Raw genomic sequence first — 16,971 nt, forward strand, 5'->3', positions numbered from 1 at the left:
GGCCGGGGTCAGACCGGGCGCACCGCGGCCCACCAGATGAGCAGCATGGTCACCAGGAAACCGGTGAGGTAGTTCAACCACAGGAAGGTCTTCCACCCCGCGTTGGCCCGCCCGGAATCGGTGTCCGTGACACCGCTGAAGCGCAGCACGTTGAGCAGGTACGGCACCGCGAGCAGCGCGGCGAGCTGGCCTGGCCACTCGGTGAACACCATGAGCCCGCCCGCCAGGGCGTACAGCAGCGCGGCCACCCACACGGTGGGCCGGGCCCCGAGCACCGTGGCCACGGACGCGAGTCCGCCCTCCCGGTCCGGGACCACGTCCTGGACCGCGCCGAACATCTGGGAGGCCATGCCCCACAGGAAGAACCCGATGAGCAGCGCCCACAGTCCCGGTGTGAACGTGGCGCCCGCCAGCGTCAGGCCGTAGACCGCGGGCGAGACGAAGTGGGTGGCACTCGTCATCGCGTCCACGAACGGGCGTTCCTTGAACCGCAGCCCGGCCCACGAGTACGCCACCACGGCGAACAGCGAGACCGCGAGCACCGCGATGGACACCCAGTTGCCCGTGACCACCGCGTAGCCCAGGAGCACCAGGACGAAGGGCACCGGGACCAGGCACGAGGCCAGCAACACGGGGCGCTGCGCGGCACGGTCCACCACGGCACCCTCCACACCGCCCTTGCGGGGATTGCGCAGATCGGACTCGTAGTCGAAGACGTCGTTGATGCCGTACATGGCCAGGTTGTAGGGCACCAGGAAGAACACCGTGCCGAGCACCACGAGCCACCACGGGATGCCCCCGGTCAACAGCACCGCCGCGGTGAACGGGTACGCGGTGTTCACCCAGCTCAGGGGGCGCGAGGCCCAGAAGAGCTTACTCAGCACGGACTCCCCTTTCCTCAGCCTCCGGCGTCCGGGCACCGCGAGCGCCGCGTCCGTCGCCGGCACGACGTTCTTCACGGGCACCGCGTTCTTGGCGGGCACCACCGAGCAACAACCACAGCGCCGGCAGCAGGAGCACCCCCGCGAACGGGTACGCGAAGTCCTCGAGCGGGGCCAGTCCGATCTGCACGCCGGAGATGTTGTGCTCCGTGTAGGTCATGATCCCGGCGGCGATCATGAGGTTGTCGAAGATCGCGGTGAGCACCCCGAGCAGCACGAAGGACGCCACCAGGGATCCCCAGAACAGCCCCCGCGGCCGCCGCACGAGCACGGCCACGAGCAGCACCACTGCCGAGATGCCCAAGAAGATGAAGTTCACGCTCCAGTACGTCACGCTCCGTGACCTCCTCGCAGTTCGGACGACGACGCCGCGGTGCCCCGCCGGTCGCGCAGCCACCGCCACAGCACGGGCGCCCCGAGCACGTAGATCATGGTCTGGTAGCACAGGAATGCCAGGAAGAAGACCTCTTCGAGGGGCAGTTCGGGGGCCACCAAGATCCCCAGGGTCAGTGAGTTCTCGCCGTGCCAGAACAGCCCGTTGACGATCCCCACAACGTCCCACGCGAGGAAGAACAGGACCCCCACGACGAGCACGAGCCACGCCCGCAGTTTGTGCCCCGACCAGAAGTAGAGGTTCCACCGCCGGTCGATCAGCGCGTAGCACCCCAGGAACACGAGCAGCATGAGCAAATACATCAGGACACCCCGCTGTCCTCGCGGATGGCGTCCCACACCACCTGGGATGAGATCAAGCACATGGGCACGCCGATCCCCGGGCGCACCGAGGACCCCGCGTAGAACAGGCCCCGGATCCCGGGATCGGTCACACCGGGGCGCAGCATCGCGGACTGGCCGAGCGTGTGACCGGGGCCCAGGAGGGAACCGCGCCACGCGTTGAACTGGGCGACGAAGTCCCCCGGCCCGTACGTGCGCCGCACCACGACCCGGGACTCGAGATCCGGGATCTTCGCCCAGCGGGCCAGTTGCGCCACGGCCGCGTCCGCGACCCGCTCGACCTGTTCCGCACCCGGTTCGTGGCGTTCCGGCGTGCTGATCCCGCCGCGACCCCACTCGGGGACGGCCGGTGCGGGCACCAGGATGAAGAGGTTCTCGTCCCCCTCGGGCGCAGTGGCGGGGTCCGTGGCCGACGTCATGGACACGTAGATCGAGGTCTCCTCCGCGAGCTCCCGCCCGGTACCGATGCGCGCGAAGTTGTCGTCCCAGTCCGCCGTGAACAGCAGGTTGTGGTGGGCCAATTGCGGCAGTTTCCCCCGCACGCCCAGGCACACGAGCACCCCGGACGGCCCCGGGTCCCGGCGCTTCCACCGCGATTCCGGGGCCCGGTACCGCTTGGGCAGCAACCTGGTCTGGATGTGGTGCAGGTCCGTGGCACCCACCACGAGATCGGCGGGCACGGTGGTCTCCGCACCGTCGGCCGCCGTCCGCGGCGCATTCGAGGCCGATGACGTCGCGCGGTAGCGTACGCCGCGCACGGAGCCGGCCGAGCGACGTCGTGAACGGGCGGCCGCCACCTGGGAACGCACGGAGCGCGGTGCCCGCTCGACGTCGATCCCCGTGACGGTCGCCCCGGTCACGATCTCGGCCCCGGCCGCGCGCACCAGCTCGGCCATCGCGTCCACGAGCGCGCTGAACCCACCCACGGGGTACTGCACTCCGTCCGTGAGATCGAGGTGACTCATGAGGTGGTACATGGCCGGAGCGCTCGAGGGCGAGGCGCCCAGGAACACCGCGGGGTACCCCAGGATCTGGCGTTCCCGCGGATCGGTGAACCGCTGGTCGATGTAGCCCTTCATGGACCGGGTCAGCAGTGTGCTGAGCCGCGGGAGGTTCTTGAGCACCTGCGGGGTCATGAGCTCACGGGGGTGCGCGAAATCCGTGTAGAGAAAGTACTTCTTGGCGAGCTCGTAGACCTCCGCGCCGGAGTCCAGGTACATGCGCAGCGCGCGGGAGGATCCCGGGTCCAGTTGCTCGAACAGTTCCTCCGCGTGCCCGCTGACCACGTCCGTCGGTGGCTCGTCCAGGTGCTCCTCGAAGAACGTGCGGTAGCCCGGGCTCAGGGTGCGCAGGTCCAGTTCTGCTGCGGCGCTGGAGCCCATGAGCCGGAACCACCGGTCGATGACCTCCGGCATGAGGTACCAACTGGGGCCGGTGTCGAACGAGAAGCCCTCCGCGGACCACCGCCCGGAGCGCCCACCCAGGATGTCCTGTTGTTCCAGAAGGGTCACGCGGTGCCCGTCCTGGGCGAGCAGTCCCGCCGTGGCCAGGCCCGCGAAACCGCCGCCGATCACCACCGTCCGTGTCATCGTGTCACCACCGAATCCGAGAGGCAGCGCGCCGCGATCCGCAGTTTCACCGCGGTGGGCACGCTGATGCGTTGTCTGGTCAGTTCCCGCGCGGGGACGCGTTCGATCCGCCGGGACAGTTCCGCGAACAGTCCGTGCGCAATCAGGACCGCCCGGCGAGCGCGCCGGTCCAGGGCCAGGATCCCGGGCATCGCGGCGTCGAGATCCGCATTGAGGTCCGCGAGCAGCTGCGCCTTCTGGGTCTCGTCCAGGTGGGCGGGGTCCGCGCCCGGGAAGTACGTGCGACCGAGCTGGTCGTGGTCCGCCCCGAGGTCACGCAGGAAATTCACCTTCTGGAAGGCCGCTCCCAGCCGCCGGGCCGTGGCCCGCAGCATGTCCCGCTGCTCAGGGGTGTCCGCCCGTGTGCCGGGCATGTCCATGAACACCTCGAGGCACATGAGTCCCACGACCTCCGCGGAACCGTAGATGTACGACTCGAGCGACGCGCCGTCGTGCTCGGCCACGTCCAGGTCGGCGCGCATGGACGCGAAGAACGGTTCGGTCAGCTCCCGCCCGAAACCGTGACGGCGGGCGACGTCCGCGAAGCCGTGGATCACCAGGTCCGTGGCGAATCCCGTGGCCAGGGCCGAGTTCACGGCCGCCTCGTACCCGTCCAGGGCGGTGCGCACGCGGGCGGCTTCGAGACCCGCGGCGCCCGCGGTGCCGTCCACGACCTCGTCCGCGACGCGCACGAGCGCGTAGATCCCCGCGATGTCCCGGCGCACGGCGGGCGGCAGGGTGCGGCACGCCAGCGAGAAGGAGGTGGAGTACCGGCCGATGACCGACCCGGAGGCCGCGAGGGCCGTGGCGGTGTACAGGCGAAGCGACGCGAGGGGCGGCGCGTCCGAATGCGGCATGGGGGTCCTCACTACGAGTGTCTGTTCAGGACGTGGTGGCACAGCGCGACGAGCTGATCGCGCTGCGCCGCGGGCAGGGGCAGTTCGTCCAGGGTGGTCCGGGCGCGGTCCACGAGATCCGTGGCCAGTTCCACGGCCACGTCCTTGGCGCCGGAGGCCGTGAGCGCTTCCCGCGCGTGATGCACCGTGGTGCGTTCCGCCGCGAGGTCCCTGAGGACCCGGCGGACCGTGGGTACCCCCATCCCGTGGGCGGTGAGCACGGTGGCCTTGCCCGAACGTAGATCCGCGTCCACCGATTTGCCGGTCAGTCCCGGGTCACCGAACGTCCCCAGGACGTCGTCCACCACCTGGTACCCCACGCCCAGCATGGCACCGGCCTGGGCCAGCCGCTCCGCGACGTCCGCGGGAGCACCCGCGAGCAGTGCGCCGGCCCGCAGCGGGGCCTCGAACGAATACGTGGCGGTCTTGAGCCGCTCCATGTCCAGGATGTCCTGCACCCCGGGGTGCTCGGCGCCGAATCGATGCAGGGACAACAGCACGTCATCCAGCTCCCCGGCCGCGGAGGCGGTCACGGCGTCGAACACCACGTCCGCCACGGCGCGACACCGCGCGAGGTCCGATGCGCACGTGGTCGCGAGCCGCAGTGCCCCTGCCAACAACAGGTCCCCCGCGAGGATCGCCGCCGAGGCCCCCGCGTGTTCCGCTTCGTGTTCGGGTGCGCCGGCGCGGGCCGCGTCACGGCGGAACAGCTCTCCCACCGTGGGCACGCCCCGGCGCAGCCAGTCGCGGTCCACCACGTCGTCGTGGACCAGCAGGGCCGCGTGCAGCATCTCGAACGACGCCGCCAGGCGCACGCACTCGGGGTCCGGCGCCTCTGTCTCCCGGTCGCCCGCCGTGTGGTTCCCATCCCCGGCCGCATCGCGCGCCCCCGGCGTCTCCGCGGCATCCCCGGCGTCCGGCGCAACGAGCGGGTCAGGCGCGCTCGATCCATCCGGAGCGCCCCCGGCGAAGGAGGACCACGCGATCCAGGTCAGTCGCGGTCGGATGAGCTTGCCGCCCACCATGTGCTCGCGCACCCGCTCCCACAGCACTCCGAAACCCGGGCTCGTGGGAACACTGTTCGCGGGGGCCGCGAAGAACGCGTCCAGCTCCTCCCCCACGGCGGTGCGGAAACGGCACCATGCGGCGTCGTCGGCGGGGGCGATACTCGGGGAGGCCGCAGGATCGGTAACGGACGGGATCCCGGGAGCCGCTCGGTGCGAGTCACGGGACCGGGCGGTGCGTACGCGCTCGGTCATGACCCACCCACCCCGGGATCGTCCCGGGACGCCTGGTCCGCGCGCCCGCGCAAGTCTTCCAAGTACTCCTCCAGACGGGACTCGGTACCTCTCAGGAACCGGAGAACGGCCTCACGCCCGGGCTCGTCCAGGGCGTCGAGCTCGTCCTCGACCATCCCGATCACCGGCACCACGTGCTCCCGGGTCCGCTCCCTGGACGAGGTCACCGCGCGCACGGTCATCCGGCGTCGATCCCCCTCCACGGGCTCCCGGACCACGTGACCCGCGCGCACCAGACGGTCCACCACCGCGGTGGCGGAGGCCGTGGTGATGTGCAGCGCATGAGCCAGTTCCGTGGGCCCCATGGAATGGACCATGAGCATGGCCATGGCCGCGTAATCGGTTCCCTTGAGCCCCAAGATGCGGCGGATCTCGTACGCGATCTCCGCGTTGAGCACGACCACCCGGCGCAGCGCACGCGACTGCGGGCTCACCGGCCCGTACCACGTTGCACTGCTCTCCATCGCGTTCCTCGCGTTGTGGATAACTAGACAATCTAGTAAACATCATGCTGCACGTGCGGGGGACGTGTCCACCCATGTCACGCGGGTGGAAAACGTTGTCCGCACCTGCCTTGTCGCGGTCATCGGCCGAGAACGCCCTGTCCTCAGCGGGTGATGGACGCGCCCCGTAGTGTCACATCAGACTGCGCAGGGCCCGCAGGACCGCCCCGCCGTAACCACCGTCGAACCTGATCGCATGCACCAGCAGCGGCGGCAACTGGTACCACGGCACCCGCTCGTGCCAGCCGTCCGCGAGGGGGTAGACGTCGTCGTACGCCGCGAAGCATTCCCGCCCGAAACCGCCGAAGAGCTGCATCATGGCCAGGTCGTACTCGCGGTGTCCGTAGAACGAGGACGGATCGATGAGCCAGTTCGTCCCGTTGCGATCGACCACGCGGTTGCCTGCCCACAGGTCACCGTGCAGCAGGCTCGGGGGCTCGGGAGGGCCCGCGAGTTCGTCCGCTCGCGGCGCCACGCGCGCCAGCAGGTCCGACGCCGCGGGGTCCAGGTGTCCCGCGTCGATCGCCGCGCGCAGTAACGGCTCGATGCGGCGGTGCAACAGGAAGTCGGCCCAGTCGTCCGTGGGCGTGAGATCCACCGGGAACGAGCCGATGCTTTCCGGCAGCTCCGCCGAGAGCCACCCGACGTGCGGGGCTCGCGCGCGGTGGATGGCCGCGAGACCGGCCCCCATGCTGCGTTCCGTGGCACGGTCCTGCCGTCCGGGACCCTCGTCGATCCACTCAAGCACCAGGGCCTCATCGCCCACGTGATGCACCCTGGGCACCCGCACCTCGGCGGGGGCGACGGCGCGCAGCGCCTCGAGTCCCGCCGCCTCCAACGCCAACACGCCCGCCGGGGCACCCGGCATGGTCTTGGCGAACAGGGGCCCGTCCGGGGTCTCGAGCCAGTAGGCGTGGGCGGTGTCCCCGCCGCTCAGGGGACGGGCATCGCTCACACGCAGGTCCGCGACGATCTCACCGGGAAGCTCATCGATGGTGGCCATGCGTCTTGTCTACACCATGCCGCACAGCGCACCACCCCGCGCCCACCCGCTACCCCGAGCGCACCCCCCGCCCGACACCTAGCTCCGCCTCACCCCCCTCTGCTTTTACTGAGCTAAAGCAGTCTTGAGACACCCCCAGGTGCTTTTACTCCACTAGGCATCACGTGCCGCGACACGGATCGCCGATCCCTGCAGGGTGAACACCCTCTGGCACAATAACGTCGTTGCAAATGCACCGACATGATGCCGGGTGCTTCCTCCGAGACCCGGGACCGCGATGCCTGCCGAGACCATTCACCATCCTGCCCGCCGCCGGTGGGCCGCCGGTCCGAGGGCCCGTGCGAGCACCGTCGTCCTGGCGAGCTTGTTCGCCCTGACCGCGTGCGGCGGCGCCGCAGAGTCCGCGCCCACCCCGGACGACTCGGTGGCCACGGTGGAACGCGTGGTGGACGGGGACACCCTGGACGCCACGATCGCGGGGAAGTCCACGCGGGTGCGGCTGCTGAACATCAATACCCCGGAGGTCGCGCAGGACGGTCAGCCCGGCGAGTGCCTCGCGGACGAGGCCACGGCCAAGCTTGAGGACCTCCTGCCCAAGGGAACCACGATCCACCTGGACTACGACGTGGAACGCACGGACCGCTACGGGCGCACCCTCGCCCGAGTGACCCGCGACGACGACGGGTTGAACGTCAACCAGGCACTCGTCAAGGCGGGCCTGGCAACGCCCATGACCGTGGGCGCCAACAGCACGTACCGGCGAGAGATGGACAGCGCGTACAACGTGGCCCAGGCCATGCAGGTCGGTTTCTTCGACCCGAAGCAGGACTGCGCGCCGCCGGGGGAATCCGCATCCCCCGGCACCACAACTTCGAGCACCGCGAGCCCGAGCGCGACGCCGAGTCCCACCCCGTCCTCCACGCCCACTCCCACGCCGACGCTCGAGGCGCCTCCCGCGGTCGTGGAGGACGAGGTCGCCGTGGGCGATCCGGCACCCCAACCCAATCCCGCTCCGCAACCGAGCTACAACTACAACCCCGCCCCCGCGCAGCCCGCGGCACCTCAGCTACCGGCCGCGCCCCGGGTACCTGCTGCCCCGCAGCTGCCGGCGGCACCCCACGTGCCCCCGGCTTCCGAGAGTGATGGCGGCTATCCCGGTTACACCGGCCCCCGGTGCTACGAACCGGGAGGCAAGGTCTGGCACCCGTGCTGAGTCGCTGATGACACGCCAAGGCGCGCCCACCCGGTCGGTTGACCGGGTGGGCGTCCCTGCTTTTCGCCGCGCTTTCGTCACGCGGGTGCACCGGCGAGCCGCCGGATGCACGGCGGCCCGAACTCAGGGTTCCTGCGTGGACGACGTCGCTCCCGGCAGGTCCCGGGGGTCGTGACGACCGGGGTTGGCGGTCGCGCTGCGCAAGGGGGACGGCGTCGTCCGCGGCGGGCGTGATGCCGTAGATGACCGCCATGTTCACACCCGGGGCCTGCCCCGACAACGGGCCGGCGGCGATCCGCAACGGAGTGCCATGTGCGTCGCGCGCCCCGGGGAAAGTCCCCAGCGTGGTCTCGTGCGTGGGGATCGCGGGGCTCGCGATGCCGGCGTCGGGCCGCAGCGACAGCATCAGGACCTTCTCGTGGCGGGCAACCCGGACGTCCCTCGTACGGTACTCGGGGGTGGAGGTCGCGGACGGAGCCACGGTCCAGTTCGTCGGGTATCGGAAACTCGTGGTCCCGCCCGGGGTCGTGAACGTCTGGGTGAGTGCCCCGGCCGTCACCGCCGCCTCGCTCGCGGTGGGCGTGGCGGTGACGGAGGGCGACGGCGTCACACTGTCCTGCTCCGAGGCTTCCGCGGTCGACGGCGCGACGGCTATCGAGCGCAAGACCCAGTTCTCGGCTCCCAACTCGGGCATCTTCATGTCCTGCACGTCGTGGGGCAGGATGACCACGGCAGGGCCCAGGTGCCCCCGTGCGGTCCATTCCGCCCGCTTGGGAAGACGAGCGCGGCGGGAGGCCGGCGGTTCCGTCATCGTTCGTGGGCCTCGTCACGGGGCTGTGCTACGCTTACTCGTAACAAAGGATCATGAGTCCCGGTGCGAAGCTCTGGCTAGCCGGGCGGCAACCCTCCAGCTGTAGTGGGGTGCCCCAGATGAGGATCCGGCCGCCGCGCAACCGCGTGGTCGGCAAGTACGGCGCTCGGAGCTCGTCCTCCGGCGTCCTAAGGCCGGAGGATTTTTTATATGCCCGCACCCCTCGCAGCGTCAGAACCCGCGCCCGTGACTGGCCCGCCCACGGGGACGTCCTGGCTGGTCCGGCGCCCGCGCCGCTCCACGCTCGTCTCGTTCGAAGTGTTCCCGCCGCGGCCCACCGGAGACCCGGACACTGTGTGGCGCAACATCGACGCCATGGCCCAGGCCGGGCCGGATTTCTTCTCCGTCACCCACGGTCACGCCGGCCATCACGGCGTCTCCCGCGAGGCGCTGCGCCACCTGCGCCGCACGACCAAGACCCCGGTCATGGCGCACTTCACGTGCGGTGGCACGGACCGCGCGGGTCTCGAGCGCGCCGTGGACCAGTTGCTGGACGACGGCGTTCGCGACCTCCTCGCGCTGCGCGGCGACCCGCCCCTGGGTACCGGGGAATGGCGGACCCCCGCGGGTGGCCTGGGCCGGGCCTCCCAACTGGTGGAGCTGATCCGGGACGTCGAACGACGTCGCTTCGGCACCGGGTTCCGCCCGGGTCAGCGACCGCTGTCCGTGTCGGTGGCGTGCTACCCGTCCCCCGCGCGAGGCCGCGACTTCGAGGCGGATCTCGCGTCCCTGTGGGACAAGCAGGAGGCCGGCGCGGACTACGCGATCACGCAGGTGCTCTACGAACCCGAGGACTACGCCACGTTCCTGGAACGCGCGCGCTCGGAGGGCATCCACATCCCCGTGGTCGCCGGGCTCATGCCGCTGAGCAACCCGCAACGGTTGCAGCGCATGACCGAGATCACCGGGGTCCGGGTCCCGGAACGCCTCACCCGGTTCCTGCGCGCCGACACTCCTGAGGAACTGCGCCACCGAGGGGTCGCGGCCACCCTGTCCCTGATCGACGACCTCATGGATCTGGGCTGCGCCGGTTTCCACCTGTACACGTTCAACCGCCCCGAGGCGGCGCTGACCATCCTGGAGCATCTGCGGGTCCGGGATGCCGCACGCGAATACCGAGGCCGCAGCCCCGCGGCCTGACCGCCGCACCAGCCCCGACCGACCCGTGAACCGATCGTGTTGGCTTCGACCGCCGCATCCGGGCAGGCCGAAAACCGTTCGTAGCGGCACCACCCACGCTGACGTTCCCCTTACCCCGCCGCGCCGGAGCACACCCGTTGCCGCGGCTCATCACACCCCCTAACCGCCATACCCCACACCAGCTCCGAGGAGTTCCCATGAGCACCCAGCCCGTCCCGTTCCCCGCCGCCACGATCCTGGGCTACCCCCGCATCGGCCCCGACCGCGAGCTCAAGCGCGCACTCGAGTCCTATTGGAAGGACCCGCAACAGCACCCCGCCACCACGGTGCTGGACACCCTCGCCCGGTTGCGTGAGCGCACCGCCACGCGATTGTCCGAACTCGGCCTCACTGCGGATCACGCTGTGCCGTCCGAGGGGTTCGCGGTGGACCACGTCCTGGACACGTCCCTGGCGCTGGGCGCGGTTCCCGCGCGGTTCATCGCGGACGGCTACGAGCCCGCCGCCCCGGACACGCCCCGCGGGATCGAGCTGATCACGGCGTTGTCCCGCGGCACCGATCGGTTGGAGCCGCTCGAGATGACCAAGTGGTTCGACACCAACTACCACTACTACGTACCCGAGATCGGCCCGGACACCCCGTTGCGTGCGAACCCCGAGAGCCTCGTGTCCCGCTACCGGACCACCCTCGGGACCACCGGGATCACCACCCGCCCGGTCCTCGTGGGCCCCGTGAGCCTGCTCTTGCTCTCACGCTCCGAGACCACCGATGCCGTCGCGAGTCACCCCCTGCAGCGCCTCGACGACGTCGTGGCCGAATACGCCGCGATCCTGCGAGCCCTGGCCGAGGCCGGCGTCGAATGGGTGCAACTCGACGAGCCGGCCCTCGCCGCGGACGGGTGGAGTGTGGAACGCACCGAACTCGTGGCCGCCCTCGAGAGCGCCTACACCCAACTCTCGAACGAGCAACAGCGCCCCGCGATCCTCGTGACGGTGGGCTACGGCGATGCCGGCGAGGACGCCCAGCTCGCCCTGGCCCACACGAACGTCGATGCCCTGGCCATCGACCTCGACCGCGGGGACGTCCCCGGCAAGGAGGCACTCGAGGCATGGGGCGAACGCCCCGTCGTGGGCGGCGTCGTGGGCGGGCGCACCGTGTGGCGCACCGACCTCGCGCGCGCCGTCGAGACCCTGGACCGGCTGCGCGCCGCGGCCCGCGGGCCGGTGGCCGTGGGCACCGCGACGCCGCTGCTGCACGTCCCGCACGACGTCGCCCGCGAGACCGCGCTGGATCCGGACGTCACCAGCTGGGTCGCGTTCGCTGACCAGAAGGTGACCGAGGTGGTCGGGCTCGCGCGCGGCGTCGAGCACGGCTGGGATGCCATCCGGGACACCCTGGACGAGGACGCCACGATCCGCGCGGCCCGCGCCGAGCACCCGGCAACTCACAAGGCCGAGATCCGCGAGCGCACCGCCGCGGTGCAGGACGCGGACCGCCAGCGCGCGGACGCCGAACAGCGCCGCGCTGCCCAGCGCGACCGTCTGCGCTTGCCCGTGCTGCCCACCACGACCATCGGATCCTTCCCGCAGACGCCGCAGATCCGCAAGACCCGGGCGGACCACCGCGCGGGGCGGATCACGGAGGCCGAGTACACGGACGCGATCCGCGCGGAGATCGCCCACACGGTGCGCGTCCAGGAGGAACTGGGGCTCGACGTCCTGGTGCACGGCGAACCCGAGCGCAACGACATGGTGCAGTACTTCGCGGAGGGCCTGGACGGTTTCGTGACCACGCAGCACGGCTGGGTGCAGTCCTACGGATCGCGCTGCACGCGCCCGTCGATCCTGTTCGGGGACGTCTCGCGCCCCGCGCCCATCACGGTGGACTGGACCTCGTACGCCGCGTCCCTGACCGAGCGCCCCGTCAAGGGCATGTTGACCGGGCCGGTCACGATCCTCGCGTGGTCCTTCGTGCGCGACGACGCTCCGGCCGCCGAGGTCGCCGACCAGGTCGCACTCGCCCTGCGGGACGAGATCGCGGATCTCGAGCGCGCGGGAACGCCCGTGATCCAGGTGGACGAGCCCGCGCTGCGCGAGCTGCTGCCCCTGCGGGCGGCCGAGCGCCCGGCGTACCTCGAATGGTCCGTGGGGGCGTTCCGCCTGGCCACGGGCGGGGCGGCCACGGACACCCAGATCCACACCCACCTGTGCTATTCGGAGTTCGAGACCGTCCTGGACGCGATCGACGCCCTGGACGCGGACGTCACCACGCTCGAGGCGTCCCGCTCCGGTTCGGGCATCGTGACCGGGCTCGCGGCATCCGACTTCCCTCGGGACGTGGGTCCCGGCGTGTGGGACATCCACTCGCCCCGGGTCCCCACGTTCGAGGAGGTCGCGGGGCGCATCCGCCACGCGGCGCACGAGATCGGCGCCGAGCGCGTGTGGGTTAACCCCGACTGCGGGTTGAAGACCCGCGGCTGGCCCGAGACCGAGGCCGCACTGGACCGGCTGGTCGCCGCGGCGGTCACCGTGCGCGCGGAACTCTCCGCCGACGACGCCGCTCGGACGGCCGGCGCGCCCGCAGGTGCACCGGCGAACGTGGACCCGAACGACGCGACGACCGTGTCCGGGAGCGTCACTGTCGCCGCGTCGTCGACCCCTGCCGCGGATACTCCGGCGCAGCGCTGATTCACCCGTAAGGGAACGTCCACCCGGTGGCCGCCGCCGCGCGGCCACCGGGTGCGCCGAGGAAGGAAGAAGACCATGACCGCAGCCACCCCCGCACCGCTGGGCACACCCATCGTCCGGCCCATCCACCACAGTGCCGCGTACGCGTTCGAGACCCTGGCCGACGCCCGCGAGGTCTTCGCCCAGCGCGCGAGCGGTTTCACGTACGCCCGCACGGGTAATCCGAACGTCGCGGCGCTCGAGGCCGAGGTCGCGCGGCTGGAGGGAGGGGAATGCGCGGTCGCGACGTCGTCGGGACAAGCCGCGGTGAGCCTCGCTTTGCTCACGCTGACCGGGCCCGCGAAGGACGCGCACGTCGTCGTCTCCTCGCGGATCTACGGCGGGACGGTGGACCTGCTCACGGACACCCTCGCGGACACGGGCCTGGAGGTCACGTTCGCGGATCCCCGCGAACCGCAGCAGTGGGAGGATGCCCTGCGCCCCGGCACGCGCGTGTTCTTCCTCGAATCCGTGGCCAATCCGCTCACGGAACTGCCCGAACTCGAGGCGATCGCGGAGATCGCGCACCGCAACGGTGTGGTCGTGATCGTGGACAACACCGTGGCCACGCCGCACCTCTACACTCCCGGGCGCCACGGTGCGGACCTCGTGGTGCACTCGGCCACCAAGTACCTCTCGGGACACGGCGGGCCCCTGGGCGGTGTGCTCGTGGACACCGGGGCCTTCGACCCCACCGAGGACCCCGAACGGTGGCCGTGGCTGACCCGCAAGCACCACCGCTGGGGGGACCGTTCTCCCGTGGAGGTCTTCGGTGCCCGGCGTGCGCTGCTGGGTGTCGCCCGGTGCAAGTACCTCAACGACCTGGGCCCGTGCATGGGCGCGACCACGGCCCACGAGATCCTGCAGGGCATCACGACCCTGGGTGTGCGCGTGGAACGCCAGTCCGCCACGGCGGAGCGACTCGCCCTCACCCTGGCCGAGCATCCCGCGGTGGAGCGTGTCCACCACCCCCGCTTCGGGGATCCGCGACAGCAACAGCTGCGGGAGACCGGCGGCTACCGCGGGGTGGGCGGCGTGTTCTCGATCGACCTCAAGGGAACCCCGGAACAGGTCGAGCATGCCGTGAACTCGCTGCGTCTGATCAAACTCGCGGCCAACATCGGTGACGTCCGCACCCTCGTGGCGCACCCCGCGAGCATGACCCACTGCCGCCTCACGCCCGAGCAGTTCCGCGCGAGCGGGATCACCGAACGGACCCTGCGCGTGAGCGTGGGGCTCGAGGACGAAGCCGATCTCACGGCCGATCTCTTCCAAGCCCTGTCGGTCATCGCCCCGGCGCACGCACCGCAGCTCCGCTCGGCGTCGACCACCGCGGCCCACTGAGCTGCCCGCACCCCCCGAAGGAGACCACCCCATGATCCGCACCGACACCCGCCTGCCCGGACTCGCCACGCGCGCCATCCACGACGGCCAACAGCCCGACCCGACCACCGGCGCCGTGGTCCCGCCCATTTACCAGACCTCCACGTTCGTCCAGGACGGCGTGAACCAGTTCCGCACCGGGGGCCACGAATACAGCCGCGGTTCCAATCCCACACGCAACGGTTTCGAGGAACAGCTCGCCTCCCTCGAGCAGGGCACCCGGGCCTTCGCGTTCGCCTCCGGCATGGCCGCGGAGGACGCCTTGTTGCGCGCGGTCCTTGCCCCGGGGGATCACATCGTGCTCGCCTCGGACGTCTACGGCGGCACGTTCCGCCTCGTGGACCAGGTGCTGTCCAAGTGGGGTATCGAGCACGGCTTCGTGCCATCCGCCTCCGCGTCCGACGCCGCGGAGACCGTCCTCCCCGGACGCACCAAGGTCCTGTGGCTCGAGACGCCGTCCAACCCGTTGTTGCGCGTCGCGGACATCGCCGCGTGGGCGCAGGTGGCCGACGACGCCGACGCCCTCCTCGTCGTGGACAACACCTTCGCGTCCCCCGCCCTGCAGAACCCGCTCGTGCTCGGCGCCCACGTGGTCGTGCATTCCACGACCAAGTACATCGGCGGGCACTCGGACGTGCTCGGCGGTGCCGTGGTCGTGGGTGACACCGAGTGGCGGGGTCAGCCGCTGTCCGAGCTCATCGGGTTCCAGCAGTTCGCCGGGGGCGCGGTGGCCGGCCCGTTCGACTCGTTCCTCGCGGCCCGGGGGTTGAAGACCCTCCCACTGCGCATGGAACGGCACTGCTCGAATGCGCTTGAGGTGGCCCGCTTCCTGCGCTCACGCTCCGACGTCCTGGAGGTCAACTACCCCGGTCTCGAGGAACACCCGCAGCACGAGCTGGCTGCACAAACCCTCACCGGCGGATTCGGCGGCATCATCTCGTTCCGGCCCGCCGGGGGCATCGAGGCCGCCCACGCGTTCGTGCGCGAAACCGAGCTCTACAACCTCTCGGTGAGCCTGGGGGGTGTAGAGTCCCTCACCTGCGTGCCCCACAGCATGACCCACGGTTCCCGGGTGGGCACCTCGTACGAGGTTCCCGAGGATCTGGTGCGCCTGTCCGTGGGGATCGAGGACATCGAGGATCACCTGGCGGACCTGGACCGGGCGCTCGGCGCAGCCAGGTGAACCGGTCCTGACCCGGAAGAGGGACGCGTCGACCCCGACCCGGGACAGGGGCCCGTCTATCATGGCCCGGAACAGGGGACCGTCGATCTTGGCCCGGGCAGGTGGCCCCCGAGAATGCAGCCGTCACCCACCTGCCCGGTGCAACTGACCGGAACGACCTGCGCGGGCCGACCCAGAGGCAGACGCGCGGGATCCTCGGGGTCAGTCCCCGCGCAACCCCGCGATACTCAGCTTTTTCATCTCCAGCATGCGTGGATGCGCGCCGGGGTGCTGCATCAAGTCCCCCCTGTCCCGGGGGACGATCTGCCAGCTCACGCCGAAATCGTCCATGCACCACACGCAGGCCTCCGCCTCGGGGTGCTTGGACAGCGCCACCCACAAGTGATCGATGTAGAAATGGAGGGCTTCCGCGGCGCGATTCTGCGCCGGACCGCAGTACATCCGGATATCGGGACGAGCCGGCGAGCGTGCAGTCCGGCAGGGCATTCCGGTAGAACGCGACTGCTTCCTCCGCGGTGCCCTGGCACCACACATGCGGGATGACCTTTTCTGCATGGGATCCCGCCTCGGGGTCGGTGATCGGTGCGGGGTCGCTCCGGGCGGGGAAGCGCGAAGCGTCACTTACCCCGCAGGATGCGGTGCCAATAGATCCAAGGAAGGCCCCAGCGGTCGAGGAGGAACGCAGACCTGCGTTCCTTCCGCAGGTCGGACACCTTGCTGCTGGGCTTGGGGGTGCCGTCCGCGGTGAACTCCGCCAGCACCAGCGTGCGGCGGGAGACGGTGAACGGACTCACGGTGTACCCGGAGTACCGGGCAGTGGCGGGCTGCCCGCGCAGCGCGGACAGGATGTTCTGCGCGACGACCGGTGTCTACTTCCGCAGCGCACCACCGGAACTGGAGCCCGGGGTGGCCGCGATGTCCCCGAGTGCCCAGACGTTCTCGTACTGACGATGGTGCAGGGTCTCGGGATCCACGTCCACGAACCCGCGCGCTCCCTCGGCGGAGAGGCCGCAGTCCACCAACCAGTCCGGGGCGATATGCGGCGGCGTGAGGTGCAGGAAGTCGTACGAGATCTCCTCCGTGGCACCGTCGGATTCGATCGTGATCGCGGTCGTCCCCGAGTCCACCGACCGGACACGGGTGCGCGTGCGTAGCTCGATGTGAACACAGCAGTCCCCGAGGTGGCGGCGTCCACGAGTCGCCACGTCTTCGGGGCGAGGTCGAACAGATAGTTAGTGGACGCGTTCTCGGACAGGACGGCCTCAGCCGATCCCGGGATGAAGTCCCAGTCGGGACGCGAGCCGGCGGCGAGCACGAGCTGGTCGTAGCCGATCGTCGCGCCGCTGCCCAGGGTCACCGTGGAGAGTTCGGGATGGACCCGTGTCACGCCGACGCGCGCTCGGTTCGGAGGCTTCACAGCTGCTTCAACGGCCATAGCCCCAGACACTACA

Annotated in this window: 16 protein-coding genes and 1 riboswitch; of the genes, 5 read left to right on the top strand and 11 right to left on the bottom strand. The window is 70.5% G+C overall.

The genetic code is table 11. The annotated features are described in order from the left end of the window. Nucleotides 1-8: 8 nt before the first annotated feature. From Q9R22_RS11380 to Q9R22_RS11415, 8 genes are all read right to left on the bottom strand, one after another. Nucleotides 9-884: a prenyltransferase gene (locus Q9R22_RS11380; protein WP_131333650.1), complete on the bottom strand. Its 876-nt coding sequence runs from the start codon at nt 882-884 to the stop codon at nt 9-11. Next, complete coding sequence (locus Q9R22_RS11385; protein ID WP_131333651.1) at nt 874-1,275, bottom strand: lycopene cyclase domain-containing protein; 402 nt, start codon at nt 1,273-1,275, stop codon at nt 874-876. Before Q9R22_RS11385 ends, Q9R22_RS11380 begins: the two co-directional genes overlap by 11 nt. Then, nucleotides 1,272-1,637 carry a lycopene cyclase domain-containing protein gene (locus tag Q9R22_RS11390; protein ID WP_311254209.1) on the bottom strand — a complete coding sequence of 122 codons (366 nt, stop codon included), beginning with the start codon at nt 1,635-1,637 and terminating at the stop codon, nt 1,272-1,274. The genes Q9R22_RS11385 and Q9R22_RS11390 overlap by 4 nt, the downstream gene beginning before the upstream one ends. Beyond that, a complete protein-coding gene (crtI, locus tag Q9R22_RS11395) occupies nt 1,637-3,265 on the bottom strand; it encodes a phytoene desaturase family protein (protein ID WP_131333653.1) in 1,629 nt (542 codons plus the stop codon). The genes Q9R22_RS11390 and crtI overlap by 1 nt, the downstream gene beginning before the upstream one ends. Beyond that, nucleotides 3,262-4,161, bottom strand: coding sequence for a phytoene/squalene synthase family protein (locus Q9R22_RS11400; RefSeq protein ID WP_131333654.1), 900 nt, complete (start codon nt 4,159-4,161; stop codon nt 3,262-3,264). Before Q9R22_RS11400 ends, crtI begins: the two co-directional genes overlap by 4 nt. Before the next feature lie 11 nt (nt 4,162-4,172). Continuing rightward, complete coding sequence (locus Q9R22_RS11405) at nt 4,173-5,459, bottom strand: polyprenyl synthetase family protein (RefSeq protein WP_131333655.1); 1,287 nt, start codon at nt 5,457-5,459, stop codon at nt 4,173-4,175. Beyond that, nucleotides 5,456-5,962, bottom strand: a complete 507-nt coding sequence (locus tag Q9R22_RS11410) for a MarR family winged helix-turn-helix transcriptional regulator (protein ID WP_131333656.1) — start codon at nt 5,960-5,962, stop codon at nt 5,456-5,458. Before Q9R22_RS11410 ends, Q9R22_RS11405 begins: the two co-directional genes overlap by 4 nt. Before the next feature lie 172 nt (nt 5,963-6,134). Next, on the bottom strand, nt 6,135-7,004 hold the full coding sequence (locus Q9R22_RS11415; RefSeq protein WP_131333657.1) for a fructosamine kinase family protein: 870 nt from the start codon (nt 7,002-7,004) through the stop codon (nt 6,135-6,137). A gap of 364 nt (nt 7,005-7,368) precedes the next feature. Here Q9R22_RS11415 and Q9R22_RS11420 point away from each other — a divergent pair, with 364 nt between their 5' ends. The 5 genes from Q9R22_RS11420 to Q9R22_RS11440 all read left to right on the top strand — a co-directional run bounded on the left by Q9R22_RS11420 (nt 7,369) and on the right by Q9R22_RS11440 (nt 15,520). Continuing rightward, nucleotides 7,369-8,217: a thermonuclease family protein gene (locus tag Q9R22_RS11420; RefSeq protein WP_207387847.1), complete on the top strand. Its 849-nt coding sequence runs from the start codon at nt 7,369-7,371 to the stop codon at nt 8,215-8,217. 860 nt (nt 8,218-9,077) lie between these two features. After that, nucleotides 9,078-9,194, top strand: a riboswitch (SAM riboswitch). Between the two features lie 44 nt (nt 9,195-9,238). Continuing rightward, entirely contained in the window at nt 9,239-10,228 is a 990-nt protein-coding gene (locus Q9R22_RS11425) for a methylenetetrahydrofolate reductase (protein ID WP_131333658.1), read from the top strand. A 197-nt stretch (nt 10,229-10,425) separates the two neighbouring features. Beyond that, nucleotides 10,426-12,915, top strand: coding sequence for a 5-methyltetrahydropteroyltriglutamate--homocysteine S-methyltransferase (gene metE / locus Q9R22_RS11430; RefSeq protein ID WP_311254210.1), 2,490 nt, complete (start codon nt 10,426-10,428; stop codon nt 12,913-12,915). Nucleotides 12,916-12,990: 75 nt separating this feature from the next. Further along, entirely contained in the window at nt 12,991-14,298 is a 1,308-nt protein-coding gene (locus Q9R22_RS11435; RefSeq protein ID WP_131333660.1) for an aminotransferase class I/II-fold pyridoxal phosphate-dependent enzyme, read from the top strand. A 31-nt stretch (nt 14,299-14,329) separates the two neighbouring features. After that, nucleotides 14,330-15,520: a cystathionine gamma-synthase gene (locus Q9R22_RS11440; protein WP_131333661.1), complete on the top strand. Its 1,191-nt coding sequence runs from the start codon at nt 14,330-14,332 to the stop codon at nt 15,518-15,520. Nucleotides 15,521-15,721: 201 nt separating this feature from the next. On the opposite strand, the gene Q9R22_RS11445 is transcribed toward Q9R22_RS11440, so the two are convergent. The 3 genes from Q9R22_RS11445 to Q9R22_RS11455 all read right to left on the bottom strand — a co-directional run bounded on the left by Q9R22_RS11445 (nt 15,722) and on the right by Q9R22_RS11455 (nt 16,647). Continuing rightward, on the bottom strand, nt 15,722-15,961 hold the full coding sequence (locus tag Q9R22_RS11445; protein ID WP_242670505.1) for a VOC family protein: 240 nt from the start codon (nt 15,959-15,961) through the stop codon (nt 15,722-15,724). Between the two features lie 176 nt (nt 15,962-16,137). Beyond that, the gene (locus Q9R22_RS11450) at nt 16,138-16,314 is read right to left on the bottom strand and encodes a hypothetical protein (RefSeq protein ID WP_165489823.1); all 177 of its coding nucleotides are present in this window, start codon (nt 16,312-16,314) and stop codon (nt 16,138-16,140) included. Between the two features lie 75 nt (nt 16,315-16,389). Then, nucleotides 16,390-16,647, bottom strand: coding sequence for a hypothetical protein (locus Q9R22_RS11455; RefSeq protein WP_131333663.1), 258 nt, complete (start codon nt 16,645-16,647; stop codon nt 16,390-16,392). Between the last annotated feature and the right edge of the window lie 324 nt (nt 16,648-16,971).

This window comes from Kocuria sp. PD6 (assembly GCF_031844145.1).
In the GTDB taxonomy this organism is placed as follows: domain Bacteria; phylum Actinomycetota; class Actinomycetes; order Actinomycetales; family Micrococcaceae; genus Kocuria; species Kocuria marina.

Excerpts from the sequence above, each read along its gene's own strand:
- Q9R22_RS11390 (WP_311254209.1), bottom strand. The coding sequence starts at position 1,637 with ATGTATTTGCTCATGCTGCTCGTGTTCCTGGGGTGCTACGCGCTGATC.
- crtI (WP_131333653.1), bottom strand. The coding sequence starts at position 3,265 with ATGACACGGACGGTGGTGATCGGCGGCGGTTTCGCGGGCCTGGCCACG.
- Q9R22_RS11400 (WP_131333654.1), bottom strand. The coding sequence starts at position 4,161 with ATGCCGCATTCGGACGCGCCGCCCCTCGCGTCGCTTCGCCTGTACACC.
- Q9R22_RS11405 (WP_131333655.1), bottom strand. The coding sequence starts at position 5,459 with ATGACCGAGCGCGTACGCACCGCCCGGTCCCGTGACTCGCACCGAGCG.
- Q9R22_RS11410 (WP_131333656.1), bottom strand. The coding sequence starts at position 5,962 with ATGGAGAGCAGTGCAACGTGGTACGGGCCGGTGAGCCCGCAGTCGCGT.
- Q9R22_RS11415 (WP_131333657.1), bottom strand. The coding sequence starts at position 7,004 with ATGGCCACCATCGATGAGCTTCCCGGTGAGATCGTCGCGGACCTGCGT.
- Q9R22_RS11425 (WP_131333658.1), top strand. The coding sequence starts at position 9,239 with ATGCCCGCACCCCTCGCAGCGTCAGAACCCGCGCCCGTGACTGGCCCG.
- metE (WP_311254210.1), top strand. The coding sequence starts at position 10,426 with ATGAGCACCCAGCCCGTCCCGTTCCCCGCCGCCACGATCCTGGGCTAC.
- Q9R22_RS11435 (WP_131333660.1), top strand. The coding sequence starts at position 12,991 with ATGACCGCAGCCACCCCCGCACCGCTGGGCACACCCATCGTCCGGCCC.
- Q9R22_RS11440 (WP_131333661.1), top strand. The coding sequence starts at position 14,330 with ATGATCCGCACCGACACCCGCCTGCCCGGACTCGCCACGCGCGCCATC.
- Q9R22_RS11445 (WP_242670505.1), bottom strand. The coding sequence starts at position 15,961 with ATGTACTGCGGTCCGGCGCAGAATCGCGCCGCGGAAGCCCTCCATTTC.